Below are 17,015 nucleotides of genomic sequence, written 5' to 3'. Positions count from 1 at the left end.
TTCCGCTGGACCCTAGTCGGGTGATAAGCGGTGTCAACGCCTCGAATCCCCTGCGCAAGGACTGTCCCATGCCCGTGATGACCGAACCCAAGCTGATTGCCGGGAATGCCAACAAGTCGCTGGCCAGCGCCATCGCCCGCCGGATGTCGATGCATCGGGGCATGTCCGTGAGTCTGTTGAACGCGCGGGTCGAGCGGTTCAATGACCAGGAAGTCTATGTCGAGGTCTATGACAATGTCCGGGGCGAGGACATGTACATCATCCAGCCGACCTCGAATCCGGCGAATGACAACCTGATGGAGTTGCTGATCATCACCGATGCACTGCGCCGGTCGTCGGCCAACCGCATCACGGCGGTGATTCCCTATTTCGGCTATGCCCGACAGGACCGCCGGGCCAAGGCGCGTACGCCGATTTCCGCCAAGCTGGTGGCCAACCTGCTGACCGAGGCGGGTGTGGACCGTGTGCTGACCATGGATTTGCACGCGGCACAGATTCAGGGCTTCTTCGATGTGCCGGTCGACAACCTTTATGCGGCGCCGATCTTTGCCATGGATGTGGAGCATCAGTTCCGGGGCCGGTTGGACAATGTGACCATCGTTTCGCCGGACGTGGGCGGTGTGGCGCGTGCCCGTGAACTGGCCAAGCGCATTGGCTGCGCATTGGCCATCGTGGACAAACGCCGCGAAAAGGCCGGTGAAATTGCCGAGATGACCGTGATCGGCGATGTGGAAGGACAGACCTGCATCATCGTGGACGATATCTGCGACACGGCAGGCACGCTGGTAAAGGCGGCCGATCTGCTGCTGGACAAGGGCGCCGCCGAGGTGCACGCCTATATCACCCACGGTGTGCTTTCTGGCCCTGCGGTGGAACGTGTGACAAAGTCGCGCATGAAATCCCTGGTGATTACGGATTCCATCGAGCCGACGGCGGCTGTCAAGGCGGCCCCGAATATCCGGATCGTGCCGACCGCGCCGATCTTTGCCCAGGCGATCCTGAACATCTGGAACGGGAACTCCGTATCGTCGCTGTTCGAGACCGAAACCTTGCAGCCGATCTACGAAGGTCTGTATCCCCGGCCGTGACCATGGTGGCGGGACGCTGGGTCGGTCTGGGGCTGGCGGCTGTTGCGGGGCTGGCGGCGGCGTTGGGGCAGGTGCCCTGGTCGCTGTGGTGGCTGGCGCTTGCGGGATATGCCGGGGGCATCTGGCTGGTCTCCGGTGCGGCGACGCGGGCGCAGGCCGCGCTGCGGGCCTGGGCCTTCGGGACCACGCATTTCCTGGTGGCGCTGCACTGGATCACCGAGCCCTTCCAGATCGAAGCCGAGCGCGATGCGTGGATGGCGCCTTTTGCCTGGGCGTTCATGGCGGGTGGCCTGGCATTGTTCTGGGGCGCCGCGGGTTTGCTCTCGTCCTATGCCAGACAGCGGGCGCTTGGGTTCGCGTTGGCGCTGGCAGCCGCAGAAGCCGCGCGCGGCACGGTGCTGACAGGATTTCCCTGGGCAATGCCGGGGCATATCTGGCTTGATCTGCCTGCAATGCAGGCGGCGGCCCTGGTCGGGGCAGGGGGGCTGACCCTGCTGACGCTGGGGCTTGCCCTGTTGCTGGTGGTGGGCCGCTGGCGCGGGGCGGGTCTGGCCGCCACGATATTGGCGGCGGTCTGGGGGTGGGGGCACTGGCGGCAGGCCCAGCCGCTACCGCCCGAACCGGGGCCGGTGATCCGCCTGGTACAGCCGAATGCCGATCAGCGGTTGAAATGGTTGCCTGAATATGCGCGCGACTATTTCGAACGCCATCTTGATCTGACGGCGCGGCCCGCCGGGCGCCGGCCCGACCTTGTGGTCTGGCCTGAAACATCGGTGCCGTTCCTGTTGAACGATGATCGGGGCGGTTTGGCTGCGATTGCGGCGGCGGCGTCCGGGGTTCCGGTCGCCTTGGGCATCCAGCGGACCGAAGGGGCCCGCGCTTTCAATTCGCTTGCCGTGGTCGGCGCGGATGCGCTGGGCGTGCCAGAGGTTCGGGCGGTCTATGACAAGGCGCATCTGGTGCCTTTCGGGGAATATGTTCCGCTGGGCGATCTGATGGCCGATTGGCTGGGGATCTTCAGCTTTTCCCCGCGCGAAGGGTTCGGCTACACCCCCGGCCCCGGCCCCCGCTTGATCGACATGGGCGATCTGGGCCAGATGTTGCCGCTGATCTGCTACGAGGCGGTGTTCCCCTATTTTCAGCGCAGCGTGCCACGGGCGGACTGGATGTTGCAGGTGACGAACGATGCGTGGTTCGGCGAGGATGCAGGCCCGTTCCAGCACCTGGCGCTTGCGCGCTTGCGCGCGGTGGAAAGCGGCGTTCCGCTGGTCCGGGTGGCCAACACCGGCGTTTCGGCGGTGATCGACGCACGCGGTGGGGTGGTGGCGCAGCTTGGCCTGAGCCGGATGGGCATTCTGGATGTTGCGCTGCCGGGGGCGCTCCCGGCCACTGTCCATGCCGCGACGGGGCGCGTGCCGGGCATTGCAATCTGGGCGCTTGGCGGGCTGTTGCTTTTTCGTCGCCGCGTCGTCACGCATTGACCACCCCCCGGCTGCGCTGTATGCGCGGTGTTTGACCGTCACAACGGCTTCCTGGCGTGGCGGCATATTGCAATGGAGCACCCTTCATGTCCCGCAAGAACTATGTCTTCACTTCCGAAAGCGTTTCGGAAGGTCACCCCGACAAGGTCTGCGACCGTATCTCCGATTCCATCCTGGATGCGTTCCTGACGGTTGAACCCCATGCCCGCGTTGCTTGCGAGACCTTTGCGACCACTGGCCGCGTTGTCGTCGGCGGCGAGGTCGGATTGTCCGACAAGGACAAGCTGAAAGAGATGCTGGGCCGCGTCGATGGTCTTGTCCGCGATGCCATCCGCGACATCGGCTATGAACAGAAGAAATTCCATTGGGAGACGGTCAAGGTGCAGAACCATCTGCACAGACAATCCGCCCATATTGCACAAGGCGTGGATGCGAACGACAAGAAGGGCAAGGCCGAAGGCGCGGGCGATCAGGGCATCATGTTCGGCTATGCCTGCCGCGAAACCGAGGATTTGATGCCGGCGCCGATCCAGTATGCCCATGCCATCCTGCGCCGTCTGGCCGAGGCCCGCAAATCGGGCGCCGAGCCGACGCTGCTACCCGATGCCAAGTCGCAACTCTCGGTGCGCTATGTGGATGGCAAGCCGGTCGAGGTGACGTCGATCGTGCTGTCGCACCAGCATGTCAGCAAGAAACAGACATCCGCAGACATCCGCGCCATTGTCGAACCCTATATCCGCGAGGTTCTGCCCGAAGGCTGGATCACCGGCAACACCGTCTGGCATGTCAATCCGACCGGCATGTTCGTGATCGGCGGCCCGGATGGCGATGCGGGCCTGACCGGACGCAAGATCATCGTGGATACGTATGGCGGCGCGGCCCCCCATGGCGGTGGTGCCTTCTCGGGCAAGGATCCGACCAAGGTGGACCGCTCCGCCGCCTATGTCGCGCGCTACCTGGCCAAGAACATTGTGGCGGCCGGTCTGGCGGATCGTTGCACGCTCCAGGTCTCCTATGCCATCGGCGTGGCGGAACCGCAGTCGATCTATGTCGACACGCATGGCACCGGCGTAGTCCCGGATGCCCAGATTGAAAAGGCGGTCATGGCCCTGATGGATCTGACCCCGCAGGGCATCCGGACCCATCTTGGCCTGAACCGGCCGATCTATGCCCGCACCTCCGCCTATGGGCATTTCGGCCGCCAGCCAGACGCCGACGGCGGTTTCAGCTGGGAGCGTACCGACCTGATCGAGGCTCTGAAAAAGGCCGTCTGATCTTTCATCTTGCCCCAAATACCCCTGGGGGTTTCTCAAGGGGGCCAGCGGCCCCCTTGAGCAGGGGGTGCGGGGGACTGGTCCCCCGCCCTGCCTTCCGACAGGAACCACGATGACCAACGCTGACACGCCCCGCCGCAATTTCTATGGCCGCGCCCATGGCAAGACGCTGCGCGCGTCGCAAAAGACCTACCTCGCCGAGGATCTCGACCGGCTGCGCCTGCCGGGCGTATCGGTGCAGGACAACCCCGACCGCGCACCGCTGGATCTGGACACCGCCTTTCCCGGCACCGGCTCGCTCTGGCTCGAGGTCGGGTTCGGCGGCGGCGAGCATATGGTGCATATGGCGGCCCGCAACCCCGGTATCCGGCTGATCGGGTGCGAGCCTTTTGTGAACGGCATTGCGATGCTGCTGGGCAAGATCCGGGTCGCGGGTGTCGAGAATCTGCGCATTCATCCCGCTGACGTGCGGGATCTGTTCGATGTGCTGCCGGATGCCTGCGTGGCGAAAGTGTTCCTCAACTATCCCGATCCCTGGCCCAAGGCACGCCACCATCGGCGCCGTTTCGTGACGCCCGGATACCTGTTGCCGCTTGCACGGGTCACAGCGCCGGGCGCCGAGTTCCGTGTGGCGACCGATATTCCCGACTATGTCCGCCAAACGCTGGAAGAAGTGCCGCCAGCGGGGTTCACGCTGGAACGCCAGGCAGGCCCCGGCGCGGCATGGGAGGACTGGCTGTCAACCCGCTACGAGCAGAAGGCCCTGCGTGAAGGGCGGGATCCGCACTATCTGACCTTCCGGCGCAACGGCTGACCGGGCGCGGCGCTGCCCTGTCAGCGCAGGGGGGGCGTCTGGCCCCCGCTGCGCCTTGCGGCGTATTCATCCCCGAAGTATCTGGCCCGAGGCGATGGGCTGCGTCAGTTTCCTGCGGGCTGTGCCGATGGCTGACGGGCCCGTTCGGCCTCGATCTGGCGCCACTTCGCCACGTTGGCGTTGTGTTCTGCAAGCGTTTCGGCAAAGGCATGGCCGCCGGTGCCATCGGCGACAAAGAAGATATAGGGCGTGGTTGGCGGGTTCAGCGTTGCCTCGATGCTGGCACGACCGGGATTGGCAATCGGCGTCGGCGGCAGGCCGTCGATCACATAGGTGTTCCACGGCGTTGCCCCGCGCAGTTCCGACTGTCGCAGGCCACGGCCAAGAACGCCTTGTCCCTTGGTCACGCCATAGATCACGGTGGGGTCGGTCTGAAGCTTCATGCCGGTGCGCAGACGGTTGACGAACACGCTGGCGACCGTGCCGCGCTCATCGGGGACGCCGGTCTCCTTCTCCACGATCGAGGCCATGATCAGCGCCTCTTCGGGGGTTGCATAGGGCAATCCGTCGGCGCGGGCGGCCCAGAGATCGTTCAGGATGCGGGACTGGCGGTCGCGCATTTCTGCGACCAGTTCGGCACGATTGCTGCCTTTGGAAATCTCATAGCTGTAGGGGGCCAGAGTGCCTTCGGGCGGTAGGGCGCCGATGTCGCCTTCCATGATGTCGATGCGTTTCAGCGCCTCGGCGACCTGCCAGACCGTGGTGCCTTCGGCAAGGGTCACGCGAAAGCGGATGCCGGGGTCGTCGATGGCGGCGGTGTATTCCGGGGGTGTGTTGTCGATTGCGGGATCGAATTTGACCACTTCGACATACCGCTGGGTGCCAGGGTCCAGCTCGCGCAGCACCACATCGGCGGTTGTGACACCGATGCGATAGTTGATTTCGGATCCGCAGGTCGACTGGCCACCGCGAGTGAGCTGATCGACAATGTCGTCCATGCTGGTCTGCGGCTGGATCAGGTAGGATCCGAACCGTAGTCCCTGGACCTTGCCGGTATAATCCGCGCCGATGCGGAAGATGCGAGCATCGCTGATTGCCCCTTGGGTTTCAAGTCCGCGGCTGACCGCGGCGAAAGAGGCGCCGCGATCCACGCGGAAACAGATCGCCTCGGCCAGCGGGCCCGGCCCTTCGTACTGGCGTTTGCCCCAGGCCAAAAGCCCGGCCACGGCCACCAGAACGACGATGAACAGCGTAAGTGCGTTCGAGGCGATGGCCTTCCACATCAGTCGCTTACCTTGCCCAGCACCAGGCTGGCATTGGTGCCGCCAAAGCCGAAGGAATTCGACAGGGCGATGTCGATCTTGCGCTTCACGGCGGTATTCGGCGCCAGGTCCAGCTTGGGTTGCACCGCTGGAGTGTCCAGGTTGATCGTCGGCGGTGCCACTTGATCGCGGATGGCGAGGATGCAGAAGATCGCCTCGACAGCACCCGCCGCGCCCAGAAGGTGGCCGATGCTGGACTTGGTCGACGACATCGTGGCGCTGGTCGCCGCATCGCCCATCAGGCGTTCCACGGCGCCAAGTTCGATCGTGTCGGCCATTGTGCTGGTGCCGTGGGCGTTGATGTAATCAATCTGATCGGGGGTGATCCCGGCCCGTTTCAGCGCCGCCTTCATGCTGCGGAAGCCGCCGTCGCCGTCCTCGGACGGGGCGGTGATGTGATAGGCATCGCCCGACAGGCCATAGCCCAGCACCTCGGCATAGATTTTTGCGCCGCGCGCCTTGGCGTGTTCGTATTCCTCCAGCACCACGACGCCCGCGCCTTCCCCCATGACAAAGCCGTCGCGGTCGGCGTCATAGGGGCGGCTGGCCTTGGTCGGGTCGTCGGCACGCTTGGTCGACAGGGCCTTGCAGGCGTTGAACCCGGCAATGCCGATCTCGCTGATGGGGCTTTCCGCGCCACCCGCGACCATCACATCGGCATCGCCGATCATGATCAGCCGCGCGGCATCGCCAATGGCATGGGCGCCGGTGGAACAGGCAGTGACCACGGCATGGTTCGGCCCCTTGAAGCCAAAGCGGATCGACACCTGCCCAGAGATCAGATTGATCAGCGCGCCAGGTATGAAGAAGGGAGAAACCCGCTTGGGGCCCTTTTCCTTGATCAGCACCGCGGTTTCGGCAATCGAGGTCAACCCGCCGATGCCCGAGCCGATCATCACGCCGGTGCGTTCCTTGTCGTCGTCCGTCGTGGGCTGCCAGCCGGAATCGTTCACGGCCTGCACGGCGGCGGCCATGCCGTAAAGAATGAAATCATCCACCTTGCGGCGGTCTTTCGGCTCCATCCAGTGGTCGGGGTTGAAGGTGCCGTCCGTGCCATCACCAAAGGGGATCTCGCAGGCATATTGCGTGACCACGTTCGAGGCATCGAACCGCGTGATCGGACCAGCACCCGATTGCCCGGCCAGCAGGCGCGACCAGGTTTCCTCGACTCCGCAAGCCAGCGGAGTGACCATGCCAAGTCCCGTCACCACTACCCGACGCATGCATGTCTCCTCATCGACAATCGCTTCATCCGGCAAGCTGATACACGCGCGGCAACGCTTGCGCAACATTCTGCCATGTTTGCAGGCGGCTTGCTGCCCTGCCGGGCGGTCAACATCACGGCAATGGCCCGGCGGGGCGGCGATCCGGTGGACGTGCCCCCTTGCCCTTGGCGCGGTGGCGACTAGTCTTGTCTGCAACGAAGGAGAGACCGATGCAGAAACTTCCGCTGGGGCGCTCCGGCCTCCAGGTCAGCGAGCTGTGCCTGGGCACGATGACCTGGGGCAGCCAGAACACCGAATCCGAAGGCCATGCCCAGATGGATATGGCGCTGGACCATGGGGTGAACTTTCTGGATGCGGCGGAGATGTATCCGACCAATCCCGTGCGTGCCGAAACCGTCGGCCGCACGGAGGAGATCATCGGCTCCTGGATGGCGTCGCACAAGCGTCGTGGCGATTGGGTCATTGCGACCAAGATCACCGGGGCGGGCCATGATCAGGTCCGCGGTGGTGCGCCGATCACGGGGGCGGCATTGCGCAGTTGTGTGGAGCAGGCGCTGCGGCGGCTGAAGACCGATGTGATCGACCTGTACCAGTTGCACTGGCCGAACCGCGGAAGCTATCACTTTCGCCGCAACTGGGGGTTTGATCCGACGGGGCAGGACCGGGCCGCCGTTATCGCGCATATGCAAGATGTGCTGGCCGAGGCGGGAAAACTGGTGAGCGAAGGCAAGATCCGCGCCTTTGGCCTGTCGAATGAAAGCGCCTGGGGCACGGCGCAATGGCTGCGGCTTGCCGAGGTGAACGGCTGGCCGCGTGTGGCCTCGATCCAGAATGAATATTCGCTGCTCTGCCGGCATTTCGATTCGGATCTTGCCGAATTGTGCCACAACGAGGCCGTGACGCCGCTGGCCTTCTCACCGCTGGCCGCAGGGTTGCTGAGTGGCAAATATGCCGGCGATGTGACCCCGGACAAGACCCGGCGCGTTGCGACACCCGACCTGGGCGGGCGCATCACACCGCAGGTCTTTCCGGCCGTCGCGGCCTATCTGGGCGTCGCGGCCGACCATGGGCTTGATCCGTGCCAGATGGCGCTGGCCTTCGTTCGCTCGCGCCCGGTTCCGACGATCCCGATCATCGGGGCGACAACGCTGGAACAACTGCGCACCAATCTTGGGGCGGCGGGGCTGACGTTGTCCGATGAGGTGCTTGCAGACATCGCCGCAACCCGGCGTCAGCATCCGATGCCCTACTGATGCGTCCAGCGGCGCTCTTGTTGGTTGTGCTGGCGCTGGCGGCGTGCCGCGAGGATGCCGGACCGGCGCCCTTGCCCCCCAATCCGCTTGATGTGGCGACGCAGGACTGCACGCGCACGGGGGGGCGGATGGTGCGGGCGGGCCTCTCCTCTGCGATGACCTGCATTCACGAGACCACCGATTCCGGTAAGCAATGCCGGGCGTCTGTGGAGTGTCAGGGCGATTGTCTGGCCCGCAGCGGCACCTGTGCGCCGGTCCGGCCGCTGTTCGGGTGCAACGACATTCTGATGAATGACGGTCGCAGGGCAACGCTGTGCCGCGACTGACTGTCTTGCCGCTGCTGCTGGTCGCGGCCTGTGCAGTGGCCCCGCGCAGCGTTGCGTTGCGCGACGCGGCGAGTCCGCTGCGCTCGATCGCCGGATACGACTTTGCCCGCATGGTTGGCGATTGGCAGGCGGCGGCGTTCCTTGCCCCCATCGGCACCCGGTGCGGTGCGGAAACACTGGCCATCCGCGCCGACGGCGCCGCGTTGCGTGTCACGGGTCGGCTTTGCACGGGCGGCGGGGTCCAGCCCGTCGATACCCGCGCGGTGCCCGTGGGTCCGGGCCGCCTTGCGCTGTCGGGCAGGGCCGAGGATTGGTGGGTGATCTGGTCCGATCACGGCGACCGCACACTGGTCATCGCGCCGCCTTCCGGCACCTCTGCGGTGGTGCTGGACCGGGGGCGCATATCACCCGACCGGCTGCAAGCCGCTCGGGATGTTCTGGCCTTCAACGGCTTTGATGTTGCGCGGCTGATCGCAGTTCCGGCGCGCTGATCCTTGCCACACGGCGCCGTGCCAATGGCTGCGCAAGGCGTGGATGTCCCGCCCAAGGGGAGTGATCACCAGGGCAGGGCAGGTGATGGCCAGCGGGAGCCGCTAGAGGTTGTCGCCCTGTGGCATACCCAGAACGTGAAAGCCGCCGTCAACCCGGACGATCTCGCCCGTGGTGAAGGCCCCGCCCCCCGAGGCCAGCCAGACCGCCGTGCCGCCCACCGCCTCAAGCGTGGCGTTCGAGCGCAGCGGGGCATTGCTTTCGGTGTGGCGATAGGTGGCGCGGGCGCCACCGATGGCTGCACCTGCCAGTGTCTTCATCGGGCCGGGCGAGATGGCGTTGACCCGGATTTTCTGCGGTCCAAGATCATTGGCAAGGTATCGAACAGCCGATTCTAGCGCCGCCTTGGCCACACCCATCACGTTGTAGTTCGGTGTCACCCGGTTGGACCCGCCATAGGTCAGCGTCAGCAGCGTTCCGCCCTCGGGCATCATCTCTGATGCGCGGCGGGCCACGTCGATGAAGCTGAAGCACGAGATGGTCAGCGAGTTCTGGAAATTCGCGCGACTGGTGTTGATGAACCGTCCGGTCAGCTCGTTCTTGTCGGAATAGGCGATGGCATGGACCAGAAAGTCCATCGTGCCCCATGCCTCTTTCAGCTTGCCAAAGCAGGCATCCAGGCTGGCATCATCGGTCACGTCCACATCGACCAGCAATGACGAACCGACCGAAGCGGCGAGCGGTTCGACCCGCTTGCCGAAAGCCTCGCCTTGATAGGAAAATGCAAGTTCGGCGCCCTCGGACGCCATGGCCTTTGCGATTCCCCAGGCGATGGAGCGCTCGTTGGCGACCCCCATGACCAGCCCGCGCTTGCCCTTCAGAAGGTCTGCCATTTATGTCCGTCTCCGGTCTCAGTCGAGATATTTGCTCATCACCAGGGTGGCGTTCGTCCCGCCAAAGCCGAAGCTGTTCGACAGCACGCTGTCGAAATCGACATTCTCGTGCAGCGTGGTGGCGATTTCCTCGGGTTTCAGTTCGGGGTCGAGTTGGGTGATGTTTGCCGAGGCCGCGATGAAGCCACCCTGCATCATCAGCAGCGAATAGATCGCCTCGTGCACGCCCGTCGCGCCCAGCGAATGGCCGGTCAGCGATTTGGTGGACGAGATCAGCGGCACGTTTCCGTCGCCAAAGACGCGGCGCACTGCCTTGACCTCGGTGACATCGCCCGCAGGGGTCGAGGTGCCGTGGGCATTGATGTAGCTGATCTTGCGCCCCTGCGGCAGGGTGGACAGCGCCAGCCGCATCGACCGTTCGCCGCCCTCGCCCGAGGGGGCCACCATGTCGTGCCCGTCCGAGGTGGCGCCATAGCCGGTGACTTCGGCATAGATTTTGGCGCCACGGGCCAGGGCGTGGTTCAACTCCTCCAGCACCACGACGCCCCCGCCTCCGGCGATGACGAACCCGTCCCGCGTGGCATCGAAGGCGCGCGAGGCTGTGGCGGGCGTGTCATTGTATTTCGACGACATGGCACCCATTGCGTCAAACAGGCACGACAGGGTCCAGTCCAGTTCCTCGCCGCCGCCGGCAAAGACGATGTCCTGCTTGCCCATCTGAATCAACTCGGTGCCGTTCCCGATGCAATGCGCGCTGGTCGAGCAGGCCGAGGTGATGGAATAGTTCACGCCCTTGATCTTGAAGGGCGTGGCGAGGCAGGCGGAATTGGTGGACGACATGCCCTTGGTCACGCCAAAGGGGCCGATCCGCTTGGGGCTGCCGCTGTCGCGCACGATGTTGTGCGCCTTGTAGAAGGATTTGGTCGACGGCCCGCCGGACCCCACGATGATCCCCGTGCGTTCGTTCGACACATCCGAGGGGTCGAGGCCGGAATCCTTCACTGCCTGCTGCATGGCGATGAAGTTGTAGGCCGCGCCATCGCCCATGAAGCGCAGGTCGCGCTTGTCGATATGGTCTTCCAGCACGATCTGCGGCTGGCCGTGGATGCGTGAACGGAACCCGTGTTCCGCATATTCCGGCGAGGCGATGATGCCCGAGCGGCCAAGGCGCAGGCTTTCCTGCACCTCTTCGGCTGAGTTTCCGATGGGCGAGACGATGCCGATGCCGGTGATGACGACGCGACGCATGGGCTTCCTTCCTTAGCTGGCCGACAGGGCGACCTTCATGTCCTTGACAAGATAGATGGTCTCGCCATCCGCCTCGACGCGGCCATCGGCCACACCCATGGTCAGACGGCGGGTCTGCACGGCCTTGGTGAAATCGACATGATAGCGCAGCATCTTGCGATCCGGGCGGACCATGCCGGTCAGCTTGACCTCGCCGACCCCCAGCGCATAGCCGCGCCCTTGCCAGCCGCGCCAGCCCAGGTTGAAGCCGGTCAGCTGCCAAAGACCATCCAGCCCCAGACATCCTGGCATGATGGGATTGCCGGGGAAGTGACAGGCGAAAAACCACAGGTCGGGGGTGATGTCGAATTCGGCGACCACATGCCCCTTGCCGTGTTCGCCGCCATCCGCCGAGATGTCGGTAATCCGGTCCATCATCAGCATCGGCGGCTCGGGAAGCTGCGCATTGCCGGGCCCGAACAATTCGCCCCGCGCACATTTCAAAAGGTCTTCCCGATCGAACCTGGTTGGATACACGTGCTTCTCCCTGCCTCGCACCTCTGCTTCCTGTAGCATCCGCCTAGGCGCAAGGGCAAGTGGCGCAGGGGCGCCGGGGCGCGCCTGCGACTGGCCCTGTCCAAAGCACCGCGCAGGTTTCAGCCGCGCGGGCGTATCCTGTTGATGTGACCCATCTTGCGCCCGGCGCGCGCCTCGGCCTTGCCATACAGATGGATGGCCGTGCCCGCCTCGGTCGCCAGCGCGGGAACCCGGTCGATATCGTCGCCGATCAGGTTTTCCATGGTCACGTCGGAATGGCGGCTGCCATCCCCCAGCGGCCAGCCTGCAACCGCACGGATATGTTGTTCGAACTGGTCCACCGCGCAGCCATTCTGCGTCCAGTGGCCCGAGTTGTGGACGCGCGGTGCGATCTCGTTCACCAGCAAGCCTTGTGGCGTCACGAACAGCTCCACCCCCATCACGCCCACATAGTCCAGGGCATTCAGGATCCGTGCGGCGATCAGCACCGCATCCGACCGACGGGCCGGGGGCAGGCGGGCGGGAACGGTGGTGGTGTGCAGAATGCCGTCGCGGTGCACATTCTCGCCCGGATCGAACGCCGCGACCTGACCATCCAATGCCCGCGCGGCGATGACCGAGATTTCCATGGTGAAGGGCACGAACCCCTCCAGCACCGCAGGCGCACCGCTCATGGCTGTCAGGGCCGCGGCGGCATCTTCCGGTGTCATGATGCGGGCCTGCCCCTTGCCATCATAGCCCAGCCGCGTGGTTTTCAGAATGGCAGGTGCGCCGATGGCACCCAGCGCCGACTCCAGCTCCGCTGCGTCATTCACGGCGGCCCAGGGGGCGGTCGCAAGGCCGATGGCGTTGAGAAACCCCTTCTCTTCGACCCGGTCCTGGCTGATGGCCAATGTGCGGCGGTTGGGGCGGATCGGGCGGATCGCCTCGATCAGATCCAGGGCCGAGGTGGGGATATTCTCGAACTCGTATGTCACGACGTCGACGGATTGCGCGAATGCGGTCAGCGCGGCGGCATCGTCATAGGATGCGGTTGTAACGCGATGCGCCACATCGGCAGCAGGCGGGTTGGCAGCCGGCTCGTAGACATGCGCGCGCAGCCCCAGGCGGCTGGCGGCGACCGCAAGCATCCGGCCCAACTGCCCGCCACCCAGAATGCCGATCGTCGATCCGGTGGCCAGTGGTTCAGTCATCCTGTGGTTCCTCGGGGATAGAGGCGGACAGCGCCGCGCGCCATGTGTCCAGCCGCTCTGCCAGGGCGGGATCGCTGATGGCCAGGATGCCTGCGGCCATCAACCCGGCATTCGCGGCGCCGGGCGCGCCAATTGCCATGGTGGCGACGGGAAAGCCCTTGGGCATCTGAAGGATGGAATACAGGCTGTCAACGCCGGACAGCGCACGGGTCTGGACCGGCACGCCAATGACGGGCACGCGGGTCTTGCTGGCCATCATGCCGGGCAGATGCGCCGCACCGCCAGCGCCCGCAATGATGACCTTGAGCCCCCTGTCCACGGCGGTCTTGCCATAGGTCCACAGCCGGTCGGGGGTGCGATGGGCCGAGACGATGCGCGCCTCGTAGGGCACGCCCAGCTCATCAAGGATGTTTGCCGCTTCCTTCATCGTGGCCCAGTCGGACTGACTGCCCATGATGATGCCCACTTCCACCTGTCCGGCCATGCCCGTCCTCCGGCTGTCGTTGCGCCTTGCGGCGTAGCCGTGGCGTCGCGCGCGGTCAACGGCAAAGGGTGCGTCAGGCGATGATGTCGGGGATCAGTCGGTCTTCAAGGCGCGCGATCTGGTCCTTCAGCGCCAGTTTCTGCTTTTTCAGGCGGCGCAGTGTCAGTTGATCGGCGGTGCCCGAAATCTCCAATGCGTGGATCGCATCATCAAGATCGCGGTGTTCGCGGCGCATCACTTCCAGCCGGATGCACAGAACTTCTTCGGTGTTCAACTCGGGCGGGGCATTCATCGCTTGCGGCCTTCTTCTGAGTCGCGGGCACTGAGCCCTCACTATAGCGATTCGTGGGGATTGTTGGAAGTTTTTCAAGGGGCTTGCCGGGCGCTCCTCCGCTCCCCATATTCACACCACGGGTTGCCGAACGCCGGGGCCCGCCGGACATGTCGCTTGCACCAAGGACACCGCGAATGACCAAGACCAGTTTCGGGGGGCACCCCTTCCTTCTTGGGTTCGAACAGCTTGAACGGCTGGTCGAGCGCACCGCCAAAACGGCGGCAGATGGCTATCCGCCCTACAACATAGAGCGTCTGGGCGAGAACGATTATCGGATCACGCTGGCCGTCGCCGGCTTTCGTGAGGCGGAGTTGCAGATCACGCTTGAGGATCGCCAACTTGTGGTGCGCGGGCGTCAGGATGATGCCGCTGATGCGCGCGTGTTCCTGCACCGGGGCATTGCGGCGCGTCAGTTTCAGCGCAGCTTCGTGCTGGCCGAAGGCGTGGAGGTCGGGGGCGCCCGCCTGGAAAACGGCCTTCTGCACCTGGACCTGCGCCGGTCAACCCCGGAACCTGTCGTTCAGACCATCCAAATCGTCAGCGCCTGAAAGGAGGGCACGATGGATCATCCGTTCAACTTTGGCCCCGATGTCGCGGACCGCATCGTCTATGTGCGTCCCGTTGCCGTTGCGGAACTGCCCGAAGCCCTGCGCCAACAAGCGACCGGGCTGGACATCATCTATTCCGTCAACCGCCCCGATGGCGAGCGGCTGGCACTTGTCCGGGATCGTCAACTGGCGTTTGCCTTGGCGCGCCAGAACGACCTGTCCCCGGTCAGCGCCCACTGACCTCTGCTGGGCTGTCGCGCGCGCTCAGCCGCGCAGATAGGCCCGCAGGGCGGGGGGCGGATCGTCCAGAACCGGCCCAGTGGCGGTCGGTGCTGCGGCAGTGCCATCCGCCACGACCACCGTCAGCGGGCACAGGCGCCGCGCATCTTCGGGATCGTGGGTGACCATCAGCACGGTGGCCCCGGTCTGTCCGGCAATCCGGTCCACCAAATCCAGCATCTGCGCCTTCAGCGCGGGGCCCAGGGCGGCGAATGGCTCGTCCAGCAGCAGCAGCGGCCGGGCCCGCAGCAACACGCGGGCCAAAGCGACCCGTGACTGTTCGCCCCCCGACAGCGCGGCTGGCTTGCGTTCAGCTTTGTCGCCAAGGCCAACCTGCGCCAGAACTCCGGCCACGGCCTCCCGCTGCGCCTGTGTCAGGCGCAGCCGTGGCGACAGGCCCAGCCCAAGGTTCTGCGCAACCGTCAGATGCGGAAACAGATTGCCATCCTGAAACAACACCGACAGCGGCCGGTCCCCCGGTGGCAACTGGGTGATATCTGCCCCCGCCCACAGAATGCGGCCCGATGCCGGGGGATGAAACCCGGCAATCGCGGCAAGCAGAGTGGATTTTCCCGCACCCGACGGACCGATCACCGCCACGCGGGCCGCCTGCGGCACGGTCCAATCGGCCTCCAGCCGGAATGTGCCCTGCTCCAGCGCCAGTTTTTCAAGTGTCAGCCCCACGGCGCCCCCACGAATCGAACAGGATGAAAACGGCAAAAGACAACCCCATCAGCAACAGCGCGGCGGCTTCGGCCTGATCCGTCCGATAGGCCCCCATCAGCCGCCAGACCTGCAAGGGCAAGGTGACGCCCTGATCGCTGGCAAACAGCGCGATCACCCCCAGGTCGCCCATCGCCAGCGCAGCGGCCAGTCCCACGGCCATGCCCAGCGGGCGGCGAATGCGTGGCAGGACCGCCAGACGGAACCGCGCCCACCCGACAAGGCCCAAACTGTCGGCAAGCCGCCCTTGGGTCAGTTCTGCCGCGCGCCAGGCCGGCAATACCAGCCGCAAGGCAAAGGGCAGCGCCATCAGCGTGTTGACCAGTGCGGTCACCGGCAGCGCCAGCCGCGATGGGGCAACAAAGGGATGCAGCATCAGGAACAGCCCGATCCCCAGCACCAGCGAACTCGCGGCCATCGGCAGCATTCCCGCCGCCTCGACCATACGCGCCAGTCCGCCGCCCCGCGCCACAGCCGAAGCCAGCGCGACAACCGCCAGCGCGGTCAGCCCTGCCACCACCAGCGCCAGCGCCACCGAGGTTGCTGCCGCGTTCCACACACCCGCCGGCAAATCCGCCAGATCCGAAACACCCCAGACCACCAGCACCGCGACCGGCAGTGCCAGAAACAGCGCCGCGACGAAAATCACCAGACCATCGGCCATCCTTCGCCATCCACCCGGCGCGGGCAATGCCAGCGGGCGGTCCAACCCGGCCCCAAGTGCAGCCGGCGCTGTCCAGCGTGCCGCCAGCAGCACCGCTGCGGCACAAAGCCCGAACTGTACCGCGGCCAGCATCGCGGCGCGACTCAGGTCAAAATCAAAGCGCACGGCCTGCCAGATGGCCAGCTCGACCGTTGTCGCGCGCGGCCCGCCACCCAGAATGAGCACAACGGCAAAACTTGTCAGGCAGATCAGGAAAACGGCAAGCAACGCCCCCGGCACCACACCGCGCAGCATGGGCACCTCGATATGCCGGAACACCCCGCCCGGCCCCAACCCCAGACTTTGCGCCAGCCGGACCCGTTCTGCCGGAACCCCTTGCCATCCATGCAGGATCATGCGGACCGCCAGCGGCATGTTCAGGAACACATGGGCCAGAACCACACCGTGAAACCCATAGATTCCAACCTGCGGCAGCCCAAGCGCCGCCAGGCCGCTGTTCAAGACCCCTGCCCGTCCGAAAATGGCCAGCAACCCCAGTACGGCCACGACCACCGGCAACAGGAACGGGGCACCCAGCGCCGCAATCAGACCCGCTCGCCCGGCAAAGCGCCGCCGCGCCAGCGCCCGCGCCACGGGAATTGCCAGGGCAACCGATGCCAATGCCGAAACCGCCGCCTGCGTTGCCGAAAACCGCACCGCGGCCCAGTCGGCCGCCCCCAGCCGGGATGATCCGGCCCGAAAGAACACAACCGCGAGCGCGACCGCCATCAGCCCGGCAATCGCTGCGGCAAGCACGATCCCCGGCCATCCGCCTTGCCTTGACGGAAGCCTCCTGCGGGGGGCCGGGGGCGCGAAACCCC

General features: G+C 65.3%; 19 protein-coding genes and 1 riboswitch. Of the genes, 9 read left to right on the top strand and 10 right to left on the bottom strand.

Annotated features, from left to right (window positions below; all coding sequences use genetic code 11):
• Nucleotides 1–68 precede the first annotated feature (68 nt).
• From BW970_RS08350 to trmB, 4 genes are all read left to right on the top strand, one after another.
• Entirely contained in the window at nucleotides 69–1,088 is a 1,020-nt protein-coding gene (locus BW970_RS08350; RefSeq protein WP_076529960.1) for a ribose-phosphate pyrophosphokinase, read from the top strand.
• Nucleotides 1,089–1,090: 2 nt separating this feature from the next.
• Nucleotides 1,091–2,569: an apolipoprotein N-acyltransferase gene (gene lnt / locus BW970_RS08345; protein ID WP_076529958.1), complete on the top strand. Its 1,479-nt coding sequence runs from the start codon at nucleotides 1,091–1,093 to the stop codon at nucleotides 2,567–2,569.
• Nucleotides 2,570–2,601: 32 nt separating this feature from the next.
• Nucleotides 2,602–2,649: riboswitch (SAM-SAH riboswitch) on the top strand.
• 6 nt (nucleotides 2,650–2,655) lie between these two features.
• Nucleotides 2,656–3,843 (top strand): methionine adenosyltransferase, encoded by a 1,188-nt coding sequence (gene metK / locus BW970_RS08340; RefSeq protein WP_076529956.1) that lies wholly within the window; start codon nucleotides 2,656–2,658, stop codon nucleotides 3,841–3,843.
• Nucleotides 3,844–3,955: 112 nt separating this feature from the next.
• Entirely contained in the window at nucleotides 3,956–4,657 is a 702-nt protein-coding gene (trmB, locus tag BW970_RS08335) for a tRNA (guanine(46)-N(7))-methyltransferase TrmB (protein WP_076529954.1), read from the top strand.
• Between the two features lie 104 nt (nucleotides 4,658–4,761).
• On the opposite strand, the gene mltG is transcribed toward trmB, so the two are convergent.
• Both mltG and fabF read right to left on the bottom strand, forming a co-directional pair.
• Nucleotides 4,762–5,940 (bottom strand): endolytic transglycosylase MltG, encoded by a 1,179-nt coding sequence (mltG, locus tag BW970_RS08330; protein WP_076529952.1) that lies wholly within the window; start codon nucleotides 5,938–5,940, stop codon nucleotides 4,762–4,764.
• The gene (gene fabF / locus BW970_RS08325; protein WP_076530257.1) at nucleotides 5,940–7,202 is read right to left on the bottom strand and encodes a beta-ketoacyl-ACP synthase II; all 1,263 of its coding nucleotides are present in this window, start codon (nucleotides 7,200–7,202) and stop codon (nucleotides 5,940–5,942) included. Before fabF ends, mltG begins: the two co-directional genes overlap by 1 nt.
• 212 nt (nucleotides 7,203–7,414) lie before the next feature.
• On the opposite strand from fabF, the gene BW970_RS08320 reads away from it, so the two are divergent.
• Genes BW970_RS08320 through BW970_RS08310 form a run of 3 tightly spaced genes read left to right on the top strand, consistent with a single transcriptional unit; the run spans nucleotide 7,415 to nucleotide 9,275 of the window.
• Entirely contained in the window at nucleotides 7,415–8,458 is a 1,044-nt protein-coding gene (locus tag BW970_RS08320) for an aldo/keto reductase (protein WP_076529950.1), read from the top strand.
• Nucleotides 8,458–8,784 (top strand): hypothetical protein, encoded by a 327-nt coding sequence (locus tag BW970_RS08315; protein WP_076529948.1) that lies wholly within the window; start codon nucleotides 8,458–8,460, stop codon nucleotides 8,782–8,784. The genes BW970_RS08320 and BW970_RS08315 overlap by 1 nt, the downstream gene beginning before the upstream one ends.
• Nucleotides 8,772–9,275, top strand: a complete 504-nt coding sequence (locus tag BW970_RS08310) for a lipocalin/fatty acid-binding family protein (RefSeq protein ID WP_076529946.1) — start codon at nucleotides 8,772–8,774, stop codon at nucleotides 9,273–9,275. The genes BW970_RS08315 and BW970_RS08310 overlap by 13 nt, the downstream gene beginning before the upstream one ends.
• Before the next feature lie 102 nt (nucleotides 9,276–9,377).
• Here BW970_RS08310 and BW970_RS08305 read toward each other — a convergent pair whose 3' ends face one another.
• The 6 genes from BW970_RS08305 to BW970_RS08280 all read right to left on the bottom strand — a co-directional run bounded on the left by BW970_RS08305 (nucleotide 9,378) and on the right by BW970_RS08280 (nucleotide 13,899).
• A complete protein-coding gene (locus tag BW970_RS08305) occupies nucleotides 9,378–10,166 on the bottom strand; it encodes an enoyl-ACP reductase FabI (protein WP_076529944.1) in 789 nt (262 codons plus the stop codon).
• Nucleotides 10,167–10,184: 18 nt separating this feature from the next.
• Nucleotides 10,185–11,414, bottom strand: a complete 1,230-nt coding sequence (gene fabB / locus BW970_RS08300) for a beta-ketoacyl-ACP synthase I (protein WP_076529942.1) — start codon at nucleotides 11,412–11,414, stop codon at nucleotides 10,185–10,187.
• Nucleotides 11,415–11,426: 12 nt separating this feature from the next.
• The gene (gene fabA, locus BW970_RS08295; protein ID WP_229740447.1) at nucleotides 11,427–11,930 is read right to left on the bottom strand and encodes a bifunctional 3-hydroxydecanoyl-ACP dehydratase/trans-2-decenoyl-ACP isomerase; all 504 of its coding nucleotides are present in this window, start codon (nucleotides 11,928–11,930) and stop codon (nucleotides 11,427–11,429) included.
• Nucleotides 11,931–12,049: 119 nt separating this feature from the next.
• The gene (locus BW970_RS08290) at nucleotides 12,050–13,123 is read right to left on the bottom strand and encodes a 5-(carboxyamino)imidazole ribonucleotide synthase (RefSeq protein WP_076529938.1); all 1,074 of its coding nucleotides are present in this window, start codon (nucleotides 13,121–13,123) and stop codon (nucleotides 12,050–12,052) included.
• Nucleotides 13,116–13,607 carry a 5-(carboxyamino)imidazole ribonucleotide mutase gene (purE, locus tag BW970_RS08285; protein WP_076529936.1) on the bottom strand — a complete coding sequence of 164 codons (492 nt, stop codon included), beginning with the start codon at nucleotides 13,605–13,607 and terminating at the stop codon, nucleotides 13,116–13,118. Before purE ends, BW970_RS08290 begins: the two co-directional genes overlap by 8 nt.
• A 73-nt stretch (nucleotides 13,608–13,680) precedes the next feature.
• On the bottom strand, nucleotides 13,681–13,899 hold the full coding sequence (locus BW970_RS08280) for a YdcH family protein (RefSeq protein ID WP_076529935.1): 219 nt from the start codon (nucleotides 13,897–13,899) through the stop codon (nucleotides 13,681–13,683).
• A 176-nt stretch (nucleotides 13,900–14,075) separates the two neighbouring features.
• On the opposite strand from BW970_RS08280, the gene BW970_RS08275 reads away from it, so the two are divergent.
• Entirely contained in the window at nucleotides 14,076–14,489 is a 414-nt protein-coding gene (locus BW970_RS08275) for an Hsp20 family protein (protein ID WP_144038904.1), read from the top strand.
• A 12-nt stretch (nucleotides 14,490–14,501) separates the two neighbouring features.
• Nucleotides 14,502–14,729 carry a DUF1150 family protein gene (locus tag BW970_RS08270; protein WP_076529931.1) on the top strand — a complete coding sequence of 76 codons (228 nt, stop codon included), beginning with the start codon at nucleotides 14,502–14,504 and terminating at the stop codon, nucleotides 14,727–14,729.
• A gap of 24 nt (nucleotides 14,730–14,753) precedes the next feature.
• Here BW970_RS08270 and BW970_RS08265 read toward each other — a convergent pair whose 3' ends face one another.
• The gene (locus BW970_RS08265; protein ID WP_371870126.1) at nucleotides 14,754–15,452 is read right to left on the bottom strand and encodes a thiamine ABC transporter ATP-binding protein; all 699 of its coding nucleotides are present in this window, start codon (nucleotides 15,450–15,452) and stop codon (nucleotides 14,754–14,756) included.
• Nucleotides 15,436–16,923 (bottom strand): ABC transporter permease family protein, encoded by a 1,488-nt coding sequence (locus tag BW970_RS08260; RefSeq protein ID WP_083701186.1) that lies wholly within the window; start codon nucleotides 16,921–16,923, stop codon nucleotides 15,436–15,438. The genes BW970_RS08265 and BW970_RS08260 overlap by 17 nt, the downstream gene beginning before the upstream one ends.
• Nucleotides 16,924–17,015 lie beyond the last annotated feature (92 nt).

This window comes from Gemmobacter megaterium, from assembly GCF_900156815.1.
GTDB classification, from domain to species: Bacteria; Pseudomonadota; Alphaproteobacteria; order Rhodobacterales; family Rhodobacteraceae; genus Wagnerdoeblera; species Wagnerdoeblera megaterium.
This window is presented reverse-complemented; position numbering and strand designations above follow the sequence as displayed.